12 protein-coding genes are annotated in these 19,105 nt (G+C 61.3%); 9 read left to right on the plus strand and 3 right to left on the minus strand.

The genetic code is table 11. The annotated features are described in order from the left end of the window. Positions 1-176 precede the first annotated feature (176 nt). The 7 genes from DSM104635_RS01685 to DSM104635_RS01715 all read left to right on the plus strand — a co-directional run bounded on the left by DSM104635_RS01685 (position 177) and on the right by DSM104635_RS01715 (position 11,232). The gene (locus DSM104635_RS01685) at positions 177-758 is read left to right on the plus strand and encodes an RNA polymerase sigma factor (protein WP_158764529.1); all 582 of its coding nucleotides are present in this window, start codon (positions 177-179) and stop codon (positions 756-758) included. After that, complete coding sequence (locus tag DSM104635_RS01690) at positions 755-1,741, plus strand: FecR family protein (RefSeq protein ID WP_158764530.1); 987 nt, start codon at positions 755-757, stop codon at positions 1,739-1,741. Before DSM104635_RS01685 ends, DSM104635_RS01690 begins: the two co-directional genes overlap by 4 nt. A gap of 126 nt (positions 1,742-1,867) precedes the next feature. Then, positions 1,868-4,480 (plus strand): TonB-dependent receptor, encoded by a 2,613-nt coding sequence (locus DSM104635_RS01695; RefSeq protein WP_158764531.1) that lies wholly within the window; start codon positions 1,868-1,870, stop codon positions 4,478-4,480. Positions 4,481-4,828: 348 nt separating this feature from the next. Then, positions 4,829-6,889, plus strand: coding sequence for a hypothetical protein (locus DSM104635_RS01700; RefSeq protein ID WP_228445798.1), 2,061 nt, complete (start codon positions 4,829-4,831; stop codon positions 6,887-6,889). 412 nt (positions 6,890-7,301) lie between these two features. Beyond that, the gene (locus tag DSM104635_RS01705; RefSeq protein ID WP_158764533.1) at positions 7,302-8,435 is read left to right on the plus strand and encodes a zinc-binding dehydrogenase; all 1,134 of its coding nucleotides are present in this window, start codon (positions 7,302-7,304) and stop codon (positions 8,433-8,435) included. A 299-nt stretch (positions 8,436-8,734) separates the two neighbouring features. Then, positions 8,735-9,133: a hypothetical protein gene (locus DSM104635_RS01710; protein ID WP_158764534.1), complete on the plus strand. Its 399-nt coding sequence runs from the start codon at positions 8,735-8,737 to the stop codon at positions 9,131-9,133. Positions 9,134-9,243: 110 nt separating this feature from the next. Next, positions 9,244-11,232, plus strand: coding sequence for a TonB-dependent receptor plug domain-containing protein (locus DSM104635_RS01715; protein WP_158764535.1), 1,989 nt, complete (start codon positions 9,244-9,246; stop codon positions 11,230-11,232). A 3-nt stretch (positions 11,233-11,235) separates the two neighbouring features. On the opposite strand, the gene DSM104635_RS01720 is transcribed toward DSM104635_RS01715, so the two are convergent. Then, a complete protein-coding gene (locus tag DSM104635_RS01720) occupies positions 11,236-13,311 on the minus strand; it encodes a phytase (RefSeq protein ID WP_158764536.1) in 2,076 nt (691 codons plus the stop codon). Positions 13,312-13,526: 215 nt separating this feature from the next. On the opposite strand from DSM104635_RS01720, the gene DSM104635_RS01725 reads away from it, so the two are divergent. Next, a complete protein-coding gene (locus DSM104635_RS01725) occupies positions 13,527-15,911 on the plus strand; it encodes a TonB-dependent receptor plug domain-containing protein (RefSeq protein ID WP_158764537.1) in 2,385 nt (794 codons plus the stop codon). Between the two features lie 72 nt (positions 15,912-15,983). Here the strand turns inward: DSM104635_RS01725 and iolG are convergent, their stop codons facing one another. Both iolG and DSM104635_RS01735 read right to left on the minus strand, forming a co-directional pair. Next, positions 15,984-16,964 carry an inositol 2-dehydrogenase gene (gene iolG, locus DSM104635_RS01730; protein WP_158764538.1) on the minus strand — a complete coding sequence of 327 codons (981 nt, stop codon included), beginning with the start codon at positions 16,962-16,964 and terminating at the stop codon, positions 15,984-15,986. Positions 16,965-16,972: 8 nt separating this feature from the next. After that, on the minus strand, positions 16,973-17,962 hold the full coding sequence (locus tag DSM104635_RS01735; RefSeq protein ID WP_158764539.1) for a Gfo/Idh/MocA family protein: 990 nt from the start codon (positions 17,960-17,962) through the stop codon (positions 16,973-16,975). A 186-nt stretch (positions 17,963-18,148) separates the two neighbouring features. Here DSM104635_RS01735 and DSM104635_RS01740 point away from each other — a divergent pair, with 186 nt between their 5' ends. After that, positions 18,149-19,045 carry a MurR/RpiR family transcriptional regulator gene (locus tag DSM104635_RS01740; RefSeq protein ID WP_158764540.1) on the plus strand — a complete coding sequence of 299 codons (897 nt, stop codon included), beginning with the start codon at positions 18,149-18,151 and terminating at the stop codon, positions 19,043-19,045. Positions 19,046-19,105: the final 60 nt, after the last annotated feature.

Raw genomic sequence — 19,105 nt, forward strand, 5'->3', positions numbered from 1 at the left:
TCAAGCGCAGGGGACATGAAAAACGCCGGACTTTTGGGTAAGCGCGACTTGGCAGGATACGCCATCGCGCCCGCTCAGTGGTTCGACGCGTTCAATCTTTGTCCCCACTATAAACGTTTGATGCCTACGGAAACGAACCTCCCGCGAAAAACATTTCTGCGTGTTGGGGCCGAGTGATGGGCCAGCCTGTATCCATGCCGCCTGATCTCGAGCCCGTGCTTCTTTCGGAGCCCAAACCGCCCGCCGGTTGGCTGGACGGCTTCTATCGCAAACACCTCCATCCGCTGCGCTGCTACCTTCGCAAGAAATACGGAGTCGGTCCGCCCGATCCTGAAGACGTAGCGCAAGAGGCGTTCTCACGCTTGGCGATACTTCCGGGCGTCGATCGCTTCGATCACCCGGAGGCTTTCCTCTACCGCACAGCGGAAAACCTCCTCATCGACGCCAAACGACGCATGCGAACGGTTGAGCGTCACATCGAACAGAGCACGTTTCTTCAGTCCACACGTTCGGATTGCACCCCCGAACACGTTCTAACTGCGAAGGATCAATTGGCGCTGATCAAGCACGCCATTGACGCTATGCCTGAGGCTAGGCGGCGGTGCTTCATCATGCATCGCTTCGACGAGTTGAGCTTTGTTGAGATCGCCAGGCGATCGGGGATGTCCGCCAATGGTGTCAAAGGGCATGTCGAGCGCGCCGTGCGTGACATCGCTCAAGTGCTGAAGCGTTCGGATGAAGAGGAGGGAAGCCGGTGATTGCAGCCGACACGTCCGACCTCAAGCGCATCGAACAGGAAGCGCAAAGCTGGGTCACCCGTCTCGCTGACGCCGATGTTGATTGCGCCGATCACGACGCTTTCGACGCCTGGCTTGCGCATTCACCGCGTCACGCCGAGGCATACCAACAACAACTCGACCACTATTACGCTGTTGCCAGCCTTAGACAGGATTACGCCAATCACACCCGCTACACGCGCCGCGATGCAATCGTGCGCCGTACAGCTGTTGGCGTAGCGTTCGCGGCCGCTGCCGCATTGGCCATCGCCTTTGTCATCCCGCGGGAACCGACAGGGCCGTGGTCCGCCCCAGTCACCACGCAAATCGCTGAAGTGCGTGATGTTGAGCTACCGGACGGCTCAATCGTCACCCTGGGCGCTGATACCCAAATGGAATTGGCCTTTACCGATGCCGAGCGCCGCGTGCGTCTCTCCGACGGCGAAGCGTTCTTCCGTGTCGCCCACAACGCTGAGCGTCCGTTCTTCGTCGAAACGGAGGACGCTGTCGTTCGCGTAGTCGGCACTGAGTTCGAAGTGAAGTCGAACCCGGATCGCGTGCGCGTCACCGTTGCCCAGGGCATCGTCGAGGTCAGCGAACCTGGGCGCATCACGACTCTGCTTTCGGGCGCCCGCACTTACCGGCTAATAGCGGGCCAAGTAGTCTCGGTATCCCGCGCTGTCGCTCAAGAGATTGTTTTACCCGCGCCAACCACCCAACCCGCGGCCTGGCGCGAGGGCTTCCTCGTCTATCAAGATGCGAGCCTTGCTGAAGTCATCGCAGACGCCAATCGCTATTCTCGCACCCCAATCACAATTGCCGATCCGGAACTCTCTAGGCTGCGCATCACAGCGTCGTATCCAACCGAACAGATCAATCAGATGCTGTCGAGCCTGGAGGCGACGATGCCGCTTCACGTCGAACGCAGCGACGACGGGCAAACTCGTCTCGTCGCCACGCGTTGAGAAATGTGTCGCCGGCCAGTTCGTTTTCGCGGCGTCCGCACGTTCAAACCCTAGAGGCGCTCTCGCGGGGAGATTGCCTGCCAGTTCAGCCGCGGCTCAGCGGGCGTTCGACGCTTGGGGGAGAGCATGAAATCCAACAAAGGCACGTTTCGGGTGCTGTCGCTTGCCGCGGCGTCGGCGGCAGCTCTTCTGAGCGGCGCCTCGCAAGGGCACGCGCAGCAGATTGATCAATCGGCAAGCGAAGCGGCGCAGGTTCATTTCAACATTGCCGCCCAACCGCTTACTTCGGCGCTGATGGAGTTTTCGCGTCAGGCGCGCGTCACCGTGGTGGCGCCCAGTGACCTCGTTCGCGGTCGCCAGAGCGCTGGTGTTGTTGGCGAGATGTCGCCGGATGCGGCGCTTGCGCGCCTCATCTCTGGATCGGGCCTGAGAGTGCAACGGACCTCGGATGGAGGGCTCGGGCTCATTGCCGAGAACGACGCTTCCCCTACGCGGCTCGGCGCCGGTGACGAGCTGGCGCCGAGTGACAATGAGGAGATCGTGGTGACGGGGACGCTCATTCGCGGCCTCTCAAATGAAACAGCGCCGGTCACAACGTATGATCGCGACGCGATCGATCAGTCCGGCTACGCGACGACTGACGACTTCATCCGGAGCATGACGCAGAATTTCAAAGGTGGCGCGGAGGGCGCAAGCCAAGATGGCGTAATCAACAGCACGAACGGCCTGGTCAATCTCGAGAGTGCGAGCGGTGTAAATCTACGCGGCCTCGGCACTTCGTCCACACTGGTTTTACTGAACGGGCACCGGATGGCGCCATCGGCGCTTGGCGCCGTCATCGACGTGTCGACCATCCCACTTGGTGCGATCGAGCGCATCGAGGTTTTGACTGATGGCGCTTCCTCAATCTACGGCGCGGACGCAGTCGGCGGCGTTGTGAACTTTGTTCTCCGTCGAAACTATGAGGGGGCGGAGACGGCTGCGCGCTATGCGATTGCTGAGGACCGCTCGCAGATTCTCTTGGACCAGTCTTTCGGACGCGCATGGGGCGGCGGCAGCGGATTGATCGCGTTGCATTCGGAACACGCCGACGACTTGGCCTCGGCCGATCGGGCCTATACCAGTTCGATTGCCCAACCTACTGATCTTTACCCCGAGGTCGATCGCTTAAGCGCCTTCATCTCCCTTCAGCAGGCTCTCACATCTGACGTCACCGTCTCGTCTGATATCCTTTACTCGCACACCGACACCGAGCGCGACTTTACCGATCCATTTCGCAGTCTCACGTCGGACACCAGCAGCGAAACTTTGACAGCCAATTTGAACGTCGCTTGGGACATCAGTTCGACTTGGCAAATCCGCGCATCGGGCCTTTACAGCAATCTTGATACCGCGCGCCGAAACAACTACTACACCGCGCCGCCCGTTGGTTATGTCAACGGCGAGCTTGCCGCGCGGCAGACCTTCGAACTGGCCGAGGGCTCGCTTATCGCCGACGGCGTCTTGTTGCAATTGCCGGCCGGCGACGCGCGGCTTGCCGTTGGCGGCTCTCATCGCGAAGAGCATTTCGAGACCATCGTGCCTTACGCCGCCAGTTTCAGAAGCCGAGATCGAACCGTCGGCGCGGTGTTCGGTGAATTGTTTGTGCCGGTTGTAGGACGCGAGCAGAACATCCCATTGATGGATGAGTTGGTGCTTTCGGCCTCTGTTAGATATGATGACTACAGCGATGCCGGCGATACGACCAACCCACGCATAGGATTGATGTGGGCGCCAATTGCGGACCTGCATATCCGCGCGTCACTCGGTAGTGCGTTTCGCTCGCCGAACGTGTCCGAGCAGCTTGTGAACGCCGCGAACCTCGCGGTCTTCACCTTTCCGTTTGCGGCGCCGGGTGGCGGTTTTGCCGACACACTGGTCGTCTCCGGCGCCCAGCAATTGCTGCCTGAAGAGTCGGAGAATGTGAGCATCGGCGTCGAGTATCGCCCTTCGCAACTGCCCGACCTAACATTGTCGGTGAACCTCTTTCAGATCACCTATAAGAACCGGTTGATCTCACCTCCGTTCGATACAGATGCGCTTGTTCGGCCGGAGATTTACGGGTCGCTCGTATCTACGCTTTCAAGCGACGCTGAAACGCAAGCCTACGTCGCCGACTTAGTGGCCAGTGGGTTCGCATTCTATGACCTCACCGGCTCTAACCTCATCGGCGTTCAATATCTCTACACTGGAGGCGGTATGATCAACGCCGCGCGCGTGGACACCAGTGGGTATGATTTGGCTCTCTCCTACGTGTTTGGCTTCGGAGAGGACGAATTAGCCGCGTCTTTGTCGGCCACCGTCATCGACGAAATCGAAACGGCGTTTTGCGACGGCTGTTTGGCGACCGATCTTGTGAACACATACGGCGAACCATTGCGCCTGCGTGCGAGAGGTGCGCTCGCTTGGACAGGCGATGAGTGGCAAGTGGCCGGCGCCGTAAACTACGCCAACGGCTACACCGACACGATGGCAAGCCCCGATGGCCGCATCGACGCCTGGACAACGATAGACCTAAACGTCCGCTATGCGCCGAACTTCTTAGATGATGTGGAATTGACGCTCGGGGCCTCTAATCTCTTCGACCAGGCGCCGCCCAGAACAAGCGCGGGCGTGTTGTTTTCGGGTTTTCAGTACGACGCCGCCAATGCCGATCCGTTGGGGCGCGTCGTGTCGTTGAGTATCCGCAAGTCTTGGTAAGCTGAGAAAATCGCCCCGATGTGTCGGTTCGCTCGCTTTTTGAGCTTGGTGTCGATTGTCTTCTTCGTCGCCTCTATCGGCGTTGCCGAGGCCCAACGTGGCCAAGCCCCGCTTACAACCGCCGCAGCGATAGAGACCGTTAGATTTTTTGAAGGCGCCGCCGTCATCTACCCGGATGGTCGTGAGCTTCGTGATCAAGGGACGCGCCCGATCTTCTCTCCCGACGGAGATCGATATGTCGTCATGGTGGTGCGCGGCGACATAGAACGAGACGGCGTTTGGCTGGATATCCTTGCAGGGGCGACCGAGGCTGCAGCTACGCCACCTCATTCGATAGGACGCCTTTTTATGCCGGCCAGAGGCCGGGCGGACGGGTACGGCGCCGGCGTTTTAGGCGTACCCGGCTTCAACACCATCAATTGGATCGACAACGATTCCTTTGTGCTCTTGTGGGGAGACCATGGTGATGTCGCCCAAGTCTACGCGATTGATTTGGCGCGGCGATCGATCGAACAACGCACGCAAAGCCAAACCGATGTCGTCACGTTTCGGGCGGGTCCGAACAATACGCTCTACTATTTTGCGCGGAGGGTCGCGGACCGCACATCTTCCGAGCGCGCGCTCCGAGACGGCTTCGCCGTCGATACCCATGCCAGTCTCATATCCCTGCTGAACGGCTGGACGGAAGGCGTGACACCGCTCGACTTGAACGGCGTCGAGTTGTTTCGAATCGTGGCGGGGAGAAGTGAACGCTGGACGCCACATGGCCCCGGAATTACATGCGGCCAACCTTGGTTTGCCTTCGCCCTGTCGCCCGACGGCGCCCAAATCCTGCTTGATCGTGCACCCGACGAGGTGCCGGCGATTTGGCGCGCCTACCCGGATTACTTGTTGCGGCTGCTGATTGGCAATCGTCAAGACGGGCGTGCTTGCCAGTCCGTGTTGGCGTCGCTCTATGTCGTCGACGGCCAAAGCGGTGAGGCGCGCGCGCTCATCGATGCGCCATTGGATCCGCGCGCCAAGGTGGCATGGTCGCCGGACGGCTTGTCCATCCTCGTTGGACCTACATTCGCCCCCATCGGATCGACGAGCCTGGCTGACGAAGCCGTCCGCAAATTCCTTGCAATCGAAACCCGCACGGGGCGATGGCGCACGCTGCCGATGCCCGAAGTGTCGGAGATTAGCAGTTTACGCTGGCTCTCGTCACAGCGCGCAGAAATCTGCCGGACAGAAGTCTCGTGCGACAGGTTTGGTCTTCACGGCGACGATTGGGCGCTTGAGCGCCGCGCCACGCCGCCACTTGCTTCACCGGGCGCAACCTTGGCCATCGAGCAAGGTCTCAATGTTCCGCCACGCTTGGTCTCGATCGATGCTCATGGACGGCGGCATCTTCTCTTCGATCCCAACCCAGACTTAAGTCGTCGCTTCCGGTTGGGTCACGTTGAGCGCATTTCGTGGCCGACTGAATCCGGAAGTCAGTGGGGCGGCGTCCTTTATTATCCGACGAACTTTCGGCCAGGACGGCGCTATCCTTTGGTGTTGCAATTGGAGCCAGCCGCGGCGGGTGAGCGCTTCTCGCTCTATGGTCCTTCCCAGGCAGGCTTAGGGCCGGGCTTTTCGATCTACGCCGCCCAAGCGTTGGCGAACCGTGGCATGTTCGTCTTGGAGATTGATGAAGCTCGGATTGAGGGCTCAACATTGACGGAGCACGAGCCGGCCGCATTCATGCGCATATATGAGAGTGCTGTGCGCGCCTTGGTGTCACGTGCTCTCGTCCGAGAGGACGCTGTGGGGATATCGGGACAGAGCCATCATGGGTGGCGGGTGGAATACGCGTTGACGCACTCGTCTTTTGTCTTCGCCGCAGCGTTAGCATCCGACCACGCGAACGGCGGCTACATGCAGGCCTCGTTTCACCAATGGCCCCATGAGCAGATGCAAATGGCAGGGGCCGAACCGTTCGGCGCAGGGCTGGCAAAGTGGCTTGAGAACTCCCCAGGCTTCAACGTGGAGCGCGTGCGCACCCCGCTAAGGCTACAACGCGAAAGCGGCGGCGTACGTGTGGTCATCGGCCCTTGGGAAACTTTTTCGAGATTGAATCACTTACGCGCGCCGGTGGAGCTCTATTTCATCCCGGATATCGAACGCGGCAGTCATGTGCTGCAGCATCCGTCGCAAGTCTTAGCCTCACAAGAAGGTGCGGTGGATTGGTTTGATTTTTGGTTGAATGGGCGCGAGGATGTCTCGCCGGGCAAGGCCGATCAGTACGAGCGATGGCGCGTGTTGCGCGAAAGAAGAGATGCGCTCGCTCGCGTGCCACGTCCGCCATTGTTGCAGTGGACAGCAACCCAGGTCGCGCCAGCGAACCAGGTCGAGGCCGAAAGGGCGTCGCGTGATCCAAGTGAATGAAGCAGGGGCGCTATGAGTATGTTCGCTTAGTGCGCGGCGTGACATAGCGAAAATCACACGGCCCTTAGCGGCAGATTTTCGAGTTCGATCTCAGGCGATGTCAGAAATTGAACACCTGCATAACGGTGTCAGTGTAAGCACGCAGAGCGTCCGCATTTCGCGTGAATGTCTGCTCTGTGCTGTCGCGCCTCCAATGGCCGCTTCTGGGATTGAACGCCGCGAATGGGCTCGGTCGTCTCGTGCGCTACTCTGAGCCTGTGAGATGTGGATTAGCCTATCCAAAGCTTTGGACGGAGGGCATTCCAAGATGACCACTCCAGGGCCAGCGCCCCAGAGGAAAGCATTGTGAGGCTTCGGGTCTTCAGCTAGCCCGTCGCAATACGGAAACCATCCCCCGTGCCGGAGCGCAGCCATGACTGACCTGCCTGCAGACAACCTGATCATGTTGACGCTCGTGAAGGAGGGCGGCGAGCTGGAGATCTCACTCGCCCGCCGGCCGATGCCGCAGCCGCGCGACCATGAAGTGCTCGTAAAGGTGCTGGCAACGCCGATTAATCCCTCCGATCTCGGCCTGCTGGTCGGCGCCGCTGACGTGCGTACGGCGCGGGCTTCTCAGCGCGAAGGCCTTCCAGTGATCACCGCGGACATTCCGCCCGCTGGCATGCGTGCAATGGCGGGCCGTGTCGGTGAGGCGATGCCGATCGGTAACGAAGGCTGCGGCACGGTCGTGAAGGCGGGCGCTGCGCCTGAGGCGCAGGCGTTGCTCGGCAAGACTGTAGCGCTGCTCGGCGGCGCCATGTACGCGCAGTACCGCTGCCTGCCAACGGCGATGTGCATGGAGCTTCCCGTCGGCGTCGATCCTGCGGACGGCGCCTCGTGTTTCGTCAATCCACTGACCTCGCTCGCGTTCACCGAAGTGATGCGCCGGGAAGGGCATACGGCGCTGGTGCACACCGCGGCCGCCTCGAACCTCGGCCAGATGCTGGTGAAGATCTGCGCGAACGACGGTATTCCGTTGGTCAACATCGTGCGCAGCGCCGAACAGGTCGCGCTGTTGAATGGGATCGGCGCCAAGTACGTTCTCAACTCAGCGTCGGAGTCGTTCCTCGACGATCTGACTGCGGCGCTGGTGGAAACGGGCGCCACGCTCGGCTTCGACGCCATTGGCGGGGGAAAACTTGCGGGCCAGATTCTCGGCGCCATGGAGGCGGCCGCGGTCAAGCGGATGACCAGCTACAGCCGCTACGGCTCTGATACGTTCAAGCAGGTATACATTTACGGCGGCCTTGATGTTGGCCCGACGACGCTGACCCGCAGCTTCGGTCTCTCATGGTCGCTTTCCGGCTTCCTGCTGACCCCGTTCATGGCCAAGGCCGGATCGGAGGTCGTTGCACGCATGCGCAAGCGCGTGGTGGACGAGCTGACAACAACGTTCAAGAGCCACTATAGCCACCAAGTCTCGCTCGCCGAGGCGCTCGAGCCCGCCGTGCTTGCGGCCTTCAATGCCAAGCGGACGGGCGAGAAATACTTGATCCGGCCACAGTAGCTCTCGGCGAGTTTGCGCGGGCCTGCGTCGTTGCCAGCTCATGTCTGTTACCAGGAGGCGTTCCGCCACCCGCGCTGAGCTTCCGCTATTGGGAATTTTTGCGACATGCCCAGTGACTGCAGTGATCCAGCATTCGCGCCGTTCGTAAGCTCTTCCGCGGACGACGGAGATTGGCCCTTGATTGTCGTTCGGCGAGCGTCGCAAAGCGTCCGCTTTGGAGCCGGAAGAGGACGCTGCAACCAGAGTGGCCTCTTCCGCCAGGATGATCGCGGGCCTAGCGTGCGCTTTGGAGTTCACTCATGCGTTCACGGTGGTATGTCGGCATACTTATCATTGCGTGGAGCATGCAATTCAGTCCAGCCGGCATCGCGGCGGCGGACGATCCCAATTGGCGCCGACCCGCGTCCGCGCAGTCCCAAGAACTCGCCGCCTATATTGAAGGGCCGTGGTACGTGACCGGATCTTATGATGATCCCGAGAAGCCCGAACCGGTCGGTTTTCGCGTGTATCTGCTCTCAGACGGCACCTTCGTCGATCCCGACAATTATCGCGGCCGATGGCTGGTCTCCGGTGAAAGCTTCACCATGTTTTATGCCGATGAAAGCCAGCTCGCCTACGTCGGCGTGGCCGAGGAAGGTGCGATCGTAGGGCGTTTCCGGGGGCGCGACACGTCCGGCGAGTTCCGAATGGGTCGGTGAGAGCGAACTCGCTGGAACGAAAATGCCGATAGCGCGTTCGTATGGAATTTCGCTATCATGCGCTTATGGCGGCATGTCCGAATAGAGCTTTCCAGATCGGTTGCGCGTTGATGATCACGGCGTCCAGCGCGGCGACCGCGCAGACCGCGGTCCGGACACAAGCGGTGATCTATGAGGCAGATCACTTCGCGCAGTTTGAACCCAGAACGGCGCTCGACATGGTCGAACGGGTGCCGGGCTTCGTCATTGATGAAGGCGAGGACCGGCGGGGTTTTGCCGGCGCGCAGAGCAATGTGCAGATCGATGGCGAACCGCCCGTCTCAAAAGCGCAGGAGATTGACGACATTCTGGAACGCATTCCGGCGCGGGACGTGGTTCGGATCGAACTGATACGCGGCGCGGGATCGAATGCGGGGAGCGCACAGGGCGTCCGCGTCAATGTTGTGCGCAGTCCGACGAGTGGCGGTGGCGTCTGGGATCTAGGCGCGGCGTTGGCCGAGGACGGCCGGGTCTCGCCCGACGGCGGGATAGCGTGGTCGGGCCGCGTTCGAACGTTCGAGTACGGGCTGTCGGCTGACGTCGATATCGCCCACTTTCCGATCCGCGGCGAGCGTGCCGACTTCAATGCACTGGGATTCGTGGACGAAACGCGCATAGAGCGCGTGCCGACGGACGAACGCGAAGGGCGGATTGCTGGCGAGGCGTCGTTTCCATGGCTCAGCGGCTCAGCCTCTCTCAATGCGCAGGTGAGCCGCATCGAGCTCGACGAGCGTACGCAAACCGCCTTGCGCGACGGCTCAGGCGCGCCGGATGGCGCCATCGACGGCGTGTTGGAGGAGGGCGAAACCATCAGTGAAATCGGCGCATCTTGGCAGCGTGGCGTCGGGGTTTGGCGCGCGGATATCGACGCGATCCTCACGCGGCGCAGGTTCGAGGCCGGTGAAACGACGCGGGAGGAAGATGCATTAGGGGACCTTGAAGAAGCGGCCGAGCAGACGCAGCGGATCGATAGCGGTGAAACCATTTTGCGCGCTGCTGCGCAGCGGCCGGTCGCGGACGGATGGCGACTCGAACTCGGTGTTGAAGCAGCACTCAACACTTTGGAACAGCGGCTCAGCCTTACCGAAGACGACGGTGGCGGACCCGTGCCAGTGATGCTTCCCTCGGCGAACGTGCGGGTTGAAGAAACGCGCGCGGAGGCGAGCGCCATGATGTCTGGCGCGCCGTGGCCGCGCTGGACGTTGGAGGCGGGCGGCTCCGTGGAAGTGTCGCGTCTGACACAGAGCGGCGACGCCACCCGCGAAACCAATCTCACTTATTGGAAACCGTCGATCCAACTGGTCCGCGCACTCGGCGAACGCGATCAACTGCGCTTTCGCTTCTATCGCGATGTCGGGCAACTTGATTTCGAAGATTTCGTTTCCGCATCGGACATCACGTCGTCGATCGTTGATGCGGGCAATCCCAATCTTCGGCCCGAGCGCTCGTGGCGGCTGGAAGCTGCGGGCGACTGGCGCTTTGGCGACGACGGCGCATTTGGGCTGACGCTCTATCGCTGGTTCATTGAAGACGCGTTCGATCTCATCCCGCTCGGCCCGCCCGGCGATCAGTTGGACGCGCCAGGCAATATCGGTAATGCGGACGCCTATGGCGCGCGCGTTTCATTGGCGCTGCCGCTGCCGCTCGACGTTGAACTTCGGATTGACGCCATGGCGCGGCGCTCAAAAGCAGCCGATCCGCTCACGGGAGGAGCGCGCGCCATCTCCGGCTTCGATGAAAGCGCGGTGACGATTGGTTTGCGCCAGGATGTCGCCGCCTTTGCGTGGGGGCTCGACTACGAGCGCGAAACCGAAGCGCCGTCCTACAGACTTGACCGCATTGAAGGCGAGCAAGACGCTGAAGACCTCACGCTCTGGATCGAGACGACCGCTTACGGCGGCGTCAAGCTGCGCGCGTGGGGCGCCAATCTCACCGACAGCGCCGACACGCGCGCGCGCCGCCTGTTTGATCCCGATCGGCTCGGCGCATTCGATGGATCCGATCGGCGCTCCCGCGGCGAAGGGCTGACATTTGGCCTCTCTGCCAGCGGGCGTTTCTAAGCCTCAGCGCGATTCCAGGTTTAGCGCGCCGGCGATCGCCGACCACGGGACAAGCTTGAAGTTCTGGAATTCTTGCGGCGCGATGTTGCGTCCGTCCTGCGCAATGAAGATGCCGTTGCCGTAGGCGCCGCCGAGATTGGCGCTCAAAACTTCGAGGCCGTCGGTTTCGGAAATGCCGTCAATGCCGCGCGCGGCGTCGGCCAGAACGGCAAACGAACCAACGTAGTCGTTGTTACCTTCGCGACGGAACACTGCGTAGGTGTTGTTGCCCTGGCTCGACAACACGAGATAGCCGCGGCCACCGCCCAGATCATAAAGCCCGATGCCTTCGAGGTCGTCCTTGAGCGCTTCATTGGCTTCGACGGTGATGACTGAAACGGGCGTAGCTGGCGCATCAGGTTCGGCGCCGACGCGCCACAGCCCAATGTCTTCTTCAGCAACGTAGAGCACGCCCGTCGCGTCATCGGCGACGCAGCCCTCGGTCTGTGTGGCGAAGGGAATGTCGCGCACGCGTTCGGCGCGGATGCGGCCATTGCCGGCGTCGATCAACTCCCACTGACGCAGTGGGCCGTTGCTGTCGGTGACAAACACGTAGGTCTTTCCCGATTGCGCGCTCTGATACATGCAGAGGCCATAGGGATCGACAAAGCCGGTCGGTTGCACGCCATCGGAGACATCGCTCAACCGCCGTGTCGCAGCATCGATGCGGTAGATCGAGATCGAATCGTCGGTCCGATTGCTGGCTGTGGCGATTGAGACGGTCTGGCCGCCGAGCGAGAAATTGTCGCGTACATCGACATTGTTCATGCGCCCGTCAGGCAAGAACTGCAGCACGCGGCCTTGCAGATCGTAGACGTAAAGCCCCGATTGCTTCTGCGTCGCGATGATAATGCTGCGCGAAGGATTGTTGCGGTCGACCCAAATTGCTGGATCGTCGGCGGCGTCGCCGTCGGTTTCCACCGGCCGCGTCTCTACGCTGGGATGCACGATAGCGATCGTCGAGTCCGGCGCCACACGCGGGTCGCGCGGAGTACCCGTGGCGAGGTTCAGCGCGCCGGCGATGTCTGCCCAGGAGACGAGCTTGTAGTTTGTGCCGCCGTCATTCTCGTCGTCCATGGCGAGCAGGGCGCCTTGCGGGAAGCGTGCGCCGTAGCCGAAGCTTGTCGCGTTCAAGCCGCCGGCGGCTTGAACGCCATCGGTCGCACCAGCGGGCGTTAACGCGAACGAGCCAACCAAGCGATAATCCGCGTTGCGGTCGTAAACATGGAAGCGATTGGCTGAAGCGTCAGACGCAACAACATACGTCGTCGCGCCCGCATTGTAGACAGCGATGCCGCCGGCCTCCTCGGTGATATTGCCGACATGAGCGGCGTCGATCAGGCGCGGCACGACTTCGGCTTCCGGATCCGCCTCAAAGCGCCAAAAGCCGACGCCTTGCTCGGCAACGTAAAGGTCGCCATTTGCGTCATCAGCCGCGCAATAGCTGGCTTCCGACGCAACACGCAATTGACGCACCAATGTCGCGTCGAAACCGTCGCCGCGAGCCGAGATCATGTACTGCGCGATCTCGCCGCCGGCGCCGAGCGCGAATGCGTAAAGCGTGGAGTCGCGCGCATCGCGGTAAAGGCAGAGGCTTTCGCCGGCAAAGCCAATTGGAATGTCGCGCACGGTGCGCTCGCGGCCGGCGCCGGTTTGTGGATCGACTTCGAACAAGCGCAGCCGATTGGTGGCGCCGTCGAGCGCGGCGACGGTCCAAGCATTTGCGCTCGGCGCGCCGAAACGCGCGTCAATGCCGACGGCCGCGCCCGCGGCGATCGAGGAGATGCGTGCGCCGTCGAGACCATAGAGTTCGATGCCGCCGCTTTCGCTCGAGCCGACAATGACGCCATCGCCGTCGCCGCGCGGGAGGAGAACAGCGGTGTTGGCGTCGGACTGGACCGTCGGCGCAGTCTCGGCCAACGGCGCAACGCTAGGCAAGGCTGGCGGAGACGGAGCAGCCGGTTCGGGCACGCCACTTGTCGCACAACCCGCCAATGCTGCGGTTGCGAACAAACCAATGGCCCAGCGCTTCTGCTTCATATCGTCCCCTCGTCTAGTCTCGTTCGCGCGCTTTACGCGGCTTTTGCAAGGATTTCGCGTGGCATTGCTGCCACCCACGAAGCCGTTCTGCAAGAGAAATTCCAAAACGGTTGCAGAATGGAATATTCGTTCGTATCATCGAACTGTCATGACAACCTCGTACTTGCCCGGCGCTTGCCCGGCGTGCAGCGGGGGCCTCGAGGGGAGAGCGGAATATGAAAACGATGCGGAAAGTAGCGCTGCGGACGCTGCTGATGTCGTGCCTGTCTTTGCCAGGCGTCGCCTATGCGCAAGACGCGCAGCCGGCCCAGGAAGAAGAGAGCCTGGAAGACATCGTCATCACGGGTGAGATTCAATATCGCAATCGCACCGACACGGTCGCGCCAGAGCTGGTGTACGACCAACAATTCTTCGAGCAGTTCGAACCGCTCTCGGTCGGCGATCAGCTGTCGCGCGTGCCGGGCGTTGCCTTCACCAGCGACATCGGTGAGCGCGACGCGCCGCAGATGCGCGGCCTTGGCGAGGGTTTCACGCAAGTGCTGGTCAATGGCCGGCCGATTCCCGGCGCCGGCAATGACCGCACCGTTTTCGTTGACCGCATTCCGGCGGAAATCATCGATCGCATCGAGATCGTGCGCTCGCCAAGCGCTGACATCGACAGCCAAGGCATCGGCGGCACCATCAACATCATTCTGAAGGACGGCATGAGCCTGCCGCCGGGCATTATTGCCCGCGTCGGCGCGGTTTATGACACCGACAATGAAGAGCTGAATGGCCTGGGCGCGTTGTCGTTCTCCGGCCGCACCGAAGATCGCACAATGGCCTGGTCGGGCACGTTCGACTACCAGAACCGCTACAACGTGAAGGTTCTCGATCAACAATTGTTCGACGACACCTCGCCGGGCTTCGATCCGACGCGTGATGGCCGCAACCTGTTTGATCCGGATGGTTTCGACCCCACAGTGCCATCGACCAACGCCGTCGAGCACGAAGACCAGATCGATACGCGCGACAGCACTGATCTGTCGTTCAACGGCGACCTTACGTTCGCCTTGGCGCCCGAGCATCAACTGCGGTTCGACGCATTCGTGCTCAACACCGAGCGAGATGAAACGGAAGAGGGCACGCTCTATGTTCGCAGCGACGATATCGGCGACGGCGGCGACGACGACGGCGATGTCTCGGATGAAGTGTGGAATCTCGACGAGATTGCGTCACAGGCTCAGCACATCGAGCAACAGAGCTTCGGCGTGTCGGCGCTTTATGAGGGTCAATTTGGTCCGAACTGGTCGTTCGAAAGCCAGGCGCGCTACGCGAACTTCACTGAGGACAATGTTGAGACCAGCTTCGAAGACGATCCGCCGGAGCCGGTTGAACAGGTCGTCATCGATAGCGACGACACTGAAATGTCTGTCGACGGCGAGCTGACTTTCGACTCCGAGGCCTTCGCGCAAAGCCTAGGCATGGCCGGCTTCTCACTCGAGTTCGGCGTCGCGCTCAAGCAGAAGAGCCGTGACTACAACCAGCAGGAATTCGAAGACGATAACGGCGACGGCGATTTCGACGATCCAGACGATAACATTACGCCCGACAGCGGCCTGTTTGAGTACCAAGAAGATCGCTTCGACGCCTGGGTCATGGCCGAGATGGAGCTGACGCCCGCGCTGACGGTTCAACTCGGCGTCCGTTCGGAAAACACCGAGACTGAAGCCAACGTCATCGGCGGTGCGTCGGGCACGAGCTCGGAAGATCAGCTCAACCCCTCGATGCACGTGCAGTGGGAGCCATGGGAGGACGGCCAGTTCCGCGTCAGCTACGCGCGCACGGTTCGCCGTCCGAGCTTGGATCAGGTCGTGCCATTCGCGAACTCAGATTCGCCGGAGGATGACGACGAGACCTTCGGCAATCCGAATCTCGAGCAGGAAACCGCCTGGGGTTACGACATCGGCTACGAACATCGCATCGGGACCCGCGGCGTGATCGGCTTCAACTACTTCCACCGCGACGTTGAGAACTTGATCTCGCTCATCAACACTGGCGTTTCGACCGGCGTGCCGGGCGCGTTCGAGTACACCTTCGAAAACACCGGCGACGGTGAGGTGTCCGGTTGGGAAGTCGACGTTTCGACGCCGCTTTCCTTTATCGGCCTCGATGAAACCGGCTTCTTTGCCAACTACACCAGCCTCGACTCCGAACGCACGGAGCCGCTGACGGGCCTGCAAGCGCGCTTCAACGCGCAGCCGGAATACGTCTACAATTGGGGCGTCACGCACAATATCCCGACCTGGGATATGAGCGCGGGTTTCAGCTACCGGAAGCAAGGCCTGTCCACTTCTGTGTTCCTCGGCGAGGTAGAGCGGCAATGGTATGACGCCAACCTCGAAGTGTTCGTGGAACGCCGGCTCTCGGACAACCTCGTGCTGCGCCTTGTCGGCAACAACTTGCTCGACGCCGACAGCATCCAGGCTGAGCAAAACTTTGACGGCGACTTCGCTTCGGAAATTATCGATGCTCAGATCGCGGGCGATGTCGACGAGTTCGAAGTTGAACGCGAAAACTCCTCGCCGACGGTGCTGGTATCGCTGCGCGCCGTGTTCTGATCGCAAAGTCCTTATCCCAAACCCTTCAGCGGCCCCGAAAGGGGCCGCTTTCTTTTGGATCAGTGAAGAAGGCTAGAGCGAGACCGGCGCGCCGCTCTTCAGCGACTGTTGTGCTGCGGTGGCGAGCTTAAGCGCCCCAACGCCATCGCTGTAACCGATCTGCGCCATTGCGCCGCGAGCCATGATGTCGGCGAAGTGCGCCATCTCGAGGTGGTAGGCGGTGGCGTAGCGGTCGAGGAAGAAGTTCTGGAATTGATCGGCTTGCGCACCGCTCTCGGTCCAAGCTTCCACCGTGCTTTCGACCACGTTGCCCGCTCGCAGCGCTCCTTCCGAGCCGAACGCCTCGATGCGTTGATCGTAACCGTAGCCGCTGCGGCGGCTGTTGGAGATGACGCAGAGCTTGCCGGACGGTGTGCGCAGAATAGTCTTCGCCGTGTCGATATCGCCGAGGCGACCAATCTCGGGGTCGATCAGGCATGCACCCGCTGCGAACACCTCGCTGGGCTCTTCGCCGAGGATCCAGCGCGCCATGTCGAAATCGTGGATCGCCATGTCCTTGAACAGCCCGCCACTGATTGGAATGTAGCCGGCAGGCGGTGGGGACGGGTCGTGGCTGGTGATGTGAAGCGTCTCCAGCTTGCCTACCGCGCCGGCGTCCAACTTCTTCTTCAGGGCGCGGAAGTTCGGATCGAAGCGGCGGTTGAACGCCAAGAAGAGCCGGGCGCCTTCGAACTTCGACGCCGCATCTTCCGCGCGCGCCAGATCGAGATCGATCGGCTTCTCGCAAAAGATCGCCTTGCCGGCTTGGGCTGCGCGCAAACTAAAATCGAGATGCGTATCCGTCGAACTGGCGACGATGACGCCGTCGACCGAGGCGTCGCCGAGCGCGCCGTCCAAATCCGCGGTCTTCGCGCCGAATGATGCGGCCGCCGATTTCGCTGCGTCTGCGATCGGATCGACCACATAGGCAAGCTGTAGGTCCGGGTGCGCCGCGACATTGGCAGCATGGATGCGGCCGATCCGGCCTGCACCGATGAGAGCAATCTTGTGCATGTTCGTCCTCAGAGCCTCACAACGGCGTTGGTGCGCGCCGATTCCGCGCAGGCCTCGGCCCAAGCCAAAGCCGCCAAGCCTTCGGCGTAGCCCACCTGCGGTTTCACGCCCCGCACCATGACATCGGCAAAATGGTCCATTTCCGCCGCGTACGAAGGCATATAGCGGTTCAAGAAGTTGGGCCGGATCGGCGACGCATGCGCGCCAGCTTCGCTCCAGACTTCCACCGTATCGATGCGCTCGTTGGCCGTCGCCGCCATGCCTTTCGAGCCGTACGCCTCGACGCGCTGATCGTAACCGTACCCGCTGCGCCGCGTGTTGGAGATCACGCAGAGCTTGTTGGACTTGGTGCGCAAGATGATCCGCGCCGTGTCCACATCACCAAGTTCGGCAATCATTGGATCGACCAGGCACGAGGCGGTCGCAAAGATCTCGCTCGGGGCCTCGCCGAGGATCGCGTAGGCGAGGTCGAGATCATGGATGGTGAAATCCTTGAAGAGGCCACCCGAGCGGGGAATGAACGCGGGCGGCGGCGCCGCCGGGTCATGGTTGATCAGCGTCAGTGTCTCCAGATCGCCGATCACGCCGGCGGCGATCTTCTGGCGCAGCGCGCTGACATGGGGGTCAAAGCGGCGGTTGAAGCCCAACACGAAGCGCGCGCCTTCGAATTTCGGCGCTGCCGCCCGAGCCTTGGCCAAGTCTAGGTCAATCGGCTTCTCGCACAGCACGACCTTGCCAGCGCCGACGCAGGCGAGACTGTGCTCCAAATGCATGTCCGTTGAACTAGCGATGACGACGCCTTTGATCGCCGGATCGCCGAGCGCATCTTCGAGCGTGGCAATTGTCGCGCCCAGCTGTGCGGCAAGTTTCTGGACAAGGACCGGATCAGTCTCGACCACGTAGCGTACGCTGAGGTCGGGATGGCGCGCCGCGTTTGGCCCGTGAATCTGGCCCATGCGGCCCGCGCCGATGACGGCGACTTCGGTTTTCTGAGACATACGCCCTCGCAACCAGCAGCCGTTCCGCGCGGCGTCAATCGCGCCGGCCGTTTTCGGAACGCCTGTTACAACAATGCTCGCTTATGGAACGTATTTTCTGAAACTGGCAAGCCCCGGAAGGCGGTGATCGTTGCGTTCCATCGGCGGAAAATATATTCTGCAGCGGATCGTTGCTCCGGAGCCTCAATGTCCAGTGCGAACCGCGCGCCGCAAACGAGCGAGGAGCTCCGCGCCGCCATTCTCGATCGCTACGAGGCCCTGAGCAAGCGGCTCCAGCAAATCGCGCGCTATGTGCTTGATGAGCCCAATGCGGTTGCGCTGGAAACGCTTGCGGTCATCGGCGAACGCTCAGGGGTACAACCGTCCGCGATCGTTCGCTTCGCCAAGGCGATTGGCTTCGATAGCGCCAGCCAGATGCAGAAAGTGATCCGCGACGGGCTGATCGCCGGCAGCGCCGTCTTGGGATACAGCGAACGTGTCCGGCAATTCTCAGAAAACACCCAGGCCCGCCACGGCGACCGCCCCGCCGACGTCCTCTCGGAGTTCGTCGAGGGCAACGTGCTGGCGTTGAACAATCTGCGCGAATTGATCAACGCCAATGACCTGCGCGCCGCCGTGGATCTCATCGCGGAAGCCGAAACCGTTTATGTTGTGGGTTTTCGGCGGTCACTGCCGGTGTCGTCCTATCTCGCCTATTCGCTGCAGCAGTTGAACAAGCGCACGGTGTTTGTCGATGGCGTCGGCGGCCTGACCCGCCAGCAGATTCAATCAATCGGCCGCAACGATCTTCTGATCGATGTGAGCTTCCATCCGTACGCCGACGAAACCATCCAAGCTGTTCAGACGGCGATTGCACACGAAGCCAAGGTGCTTTCCGTCAGCGACTCGCTTGTAAGCCCAACGGCAAAGCCTGCGACATTGGCGCTGCAGGTGAAGGAGGCGGAAATCCGAAAGTTCCGTTCCTTGGCCGCCACGATGTGCTTGGTGCAGGCCATCGTCATTTCCTACGCCTTTGAAACCGCTCAGCAACAAGCGCGTCCCCGCAAAACAGCAGCTTCCGCCAAGCGACGCCAGGTTAGCTGATCTAGCGATGAAACGAATGTTGCAGAATGGAACGGCTTGGAATAAGTGTTACATAACCTG

This window comes from Terricaulis silvestris (genome assembly GCF_009792355.1).
GTDB classification, from domain to species: Bacteria; Pseudomonadota; Alphaproteobacteria; order Caulobacterales; family Aquidulcibacteraceae; genus Vitreimonas; species Vitreimonas silvestris.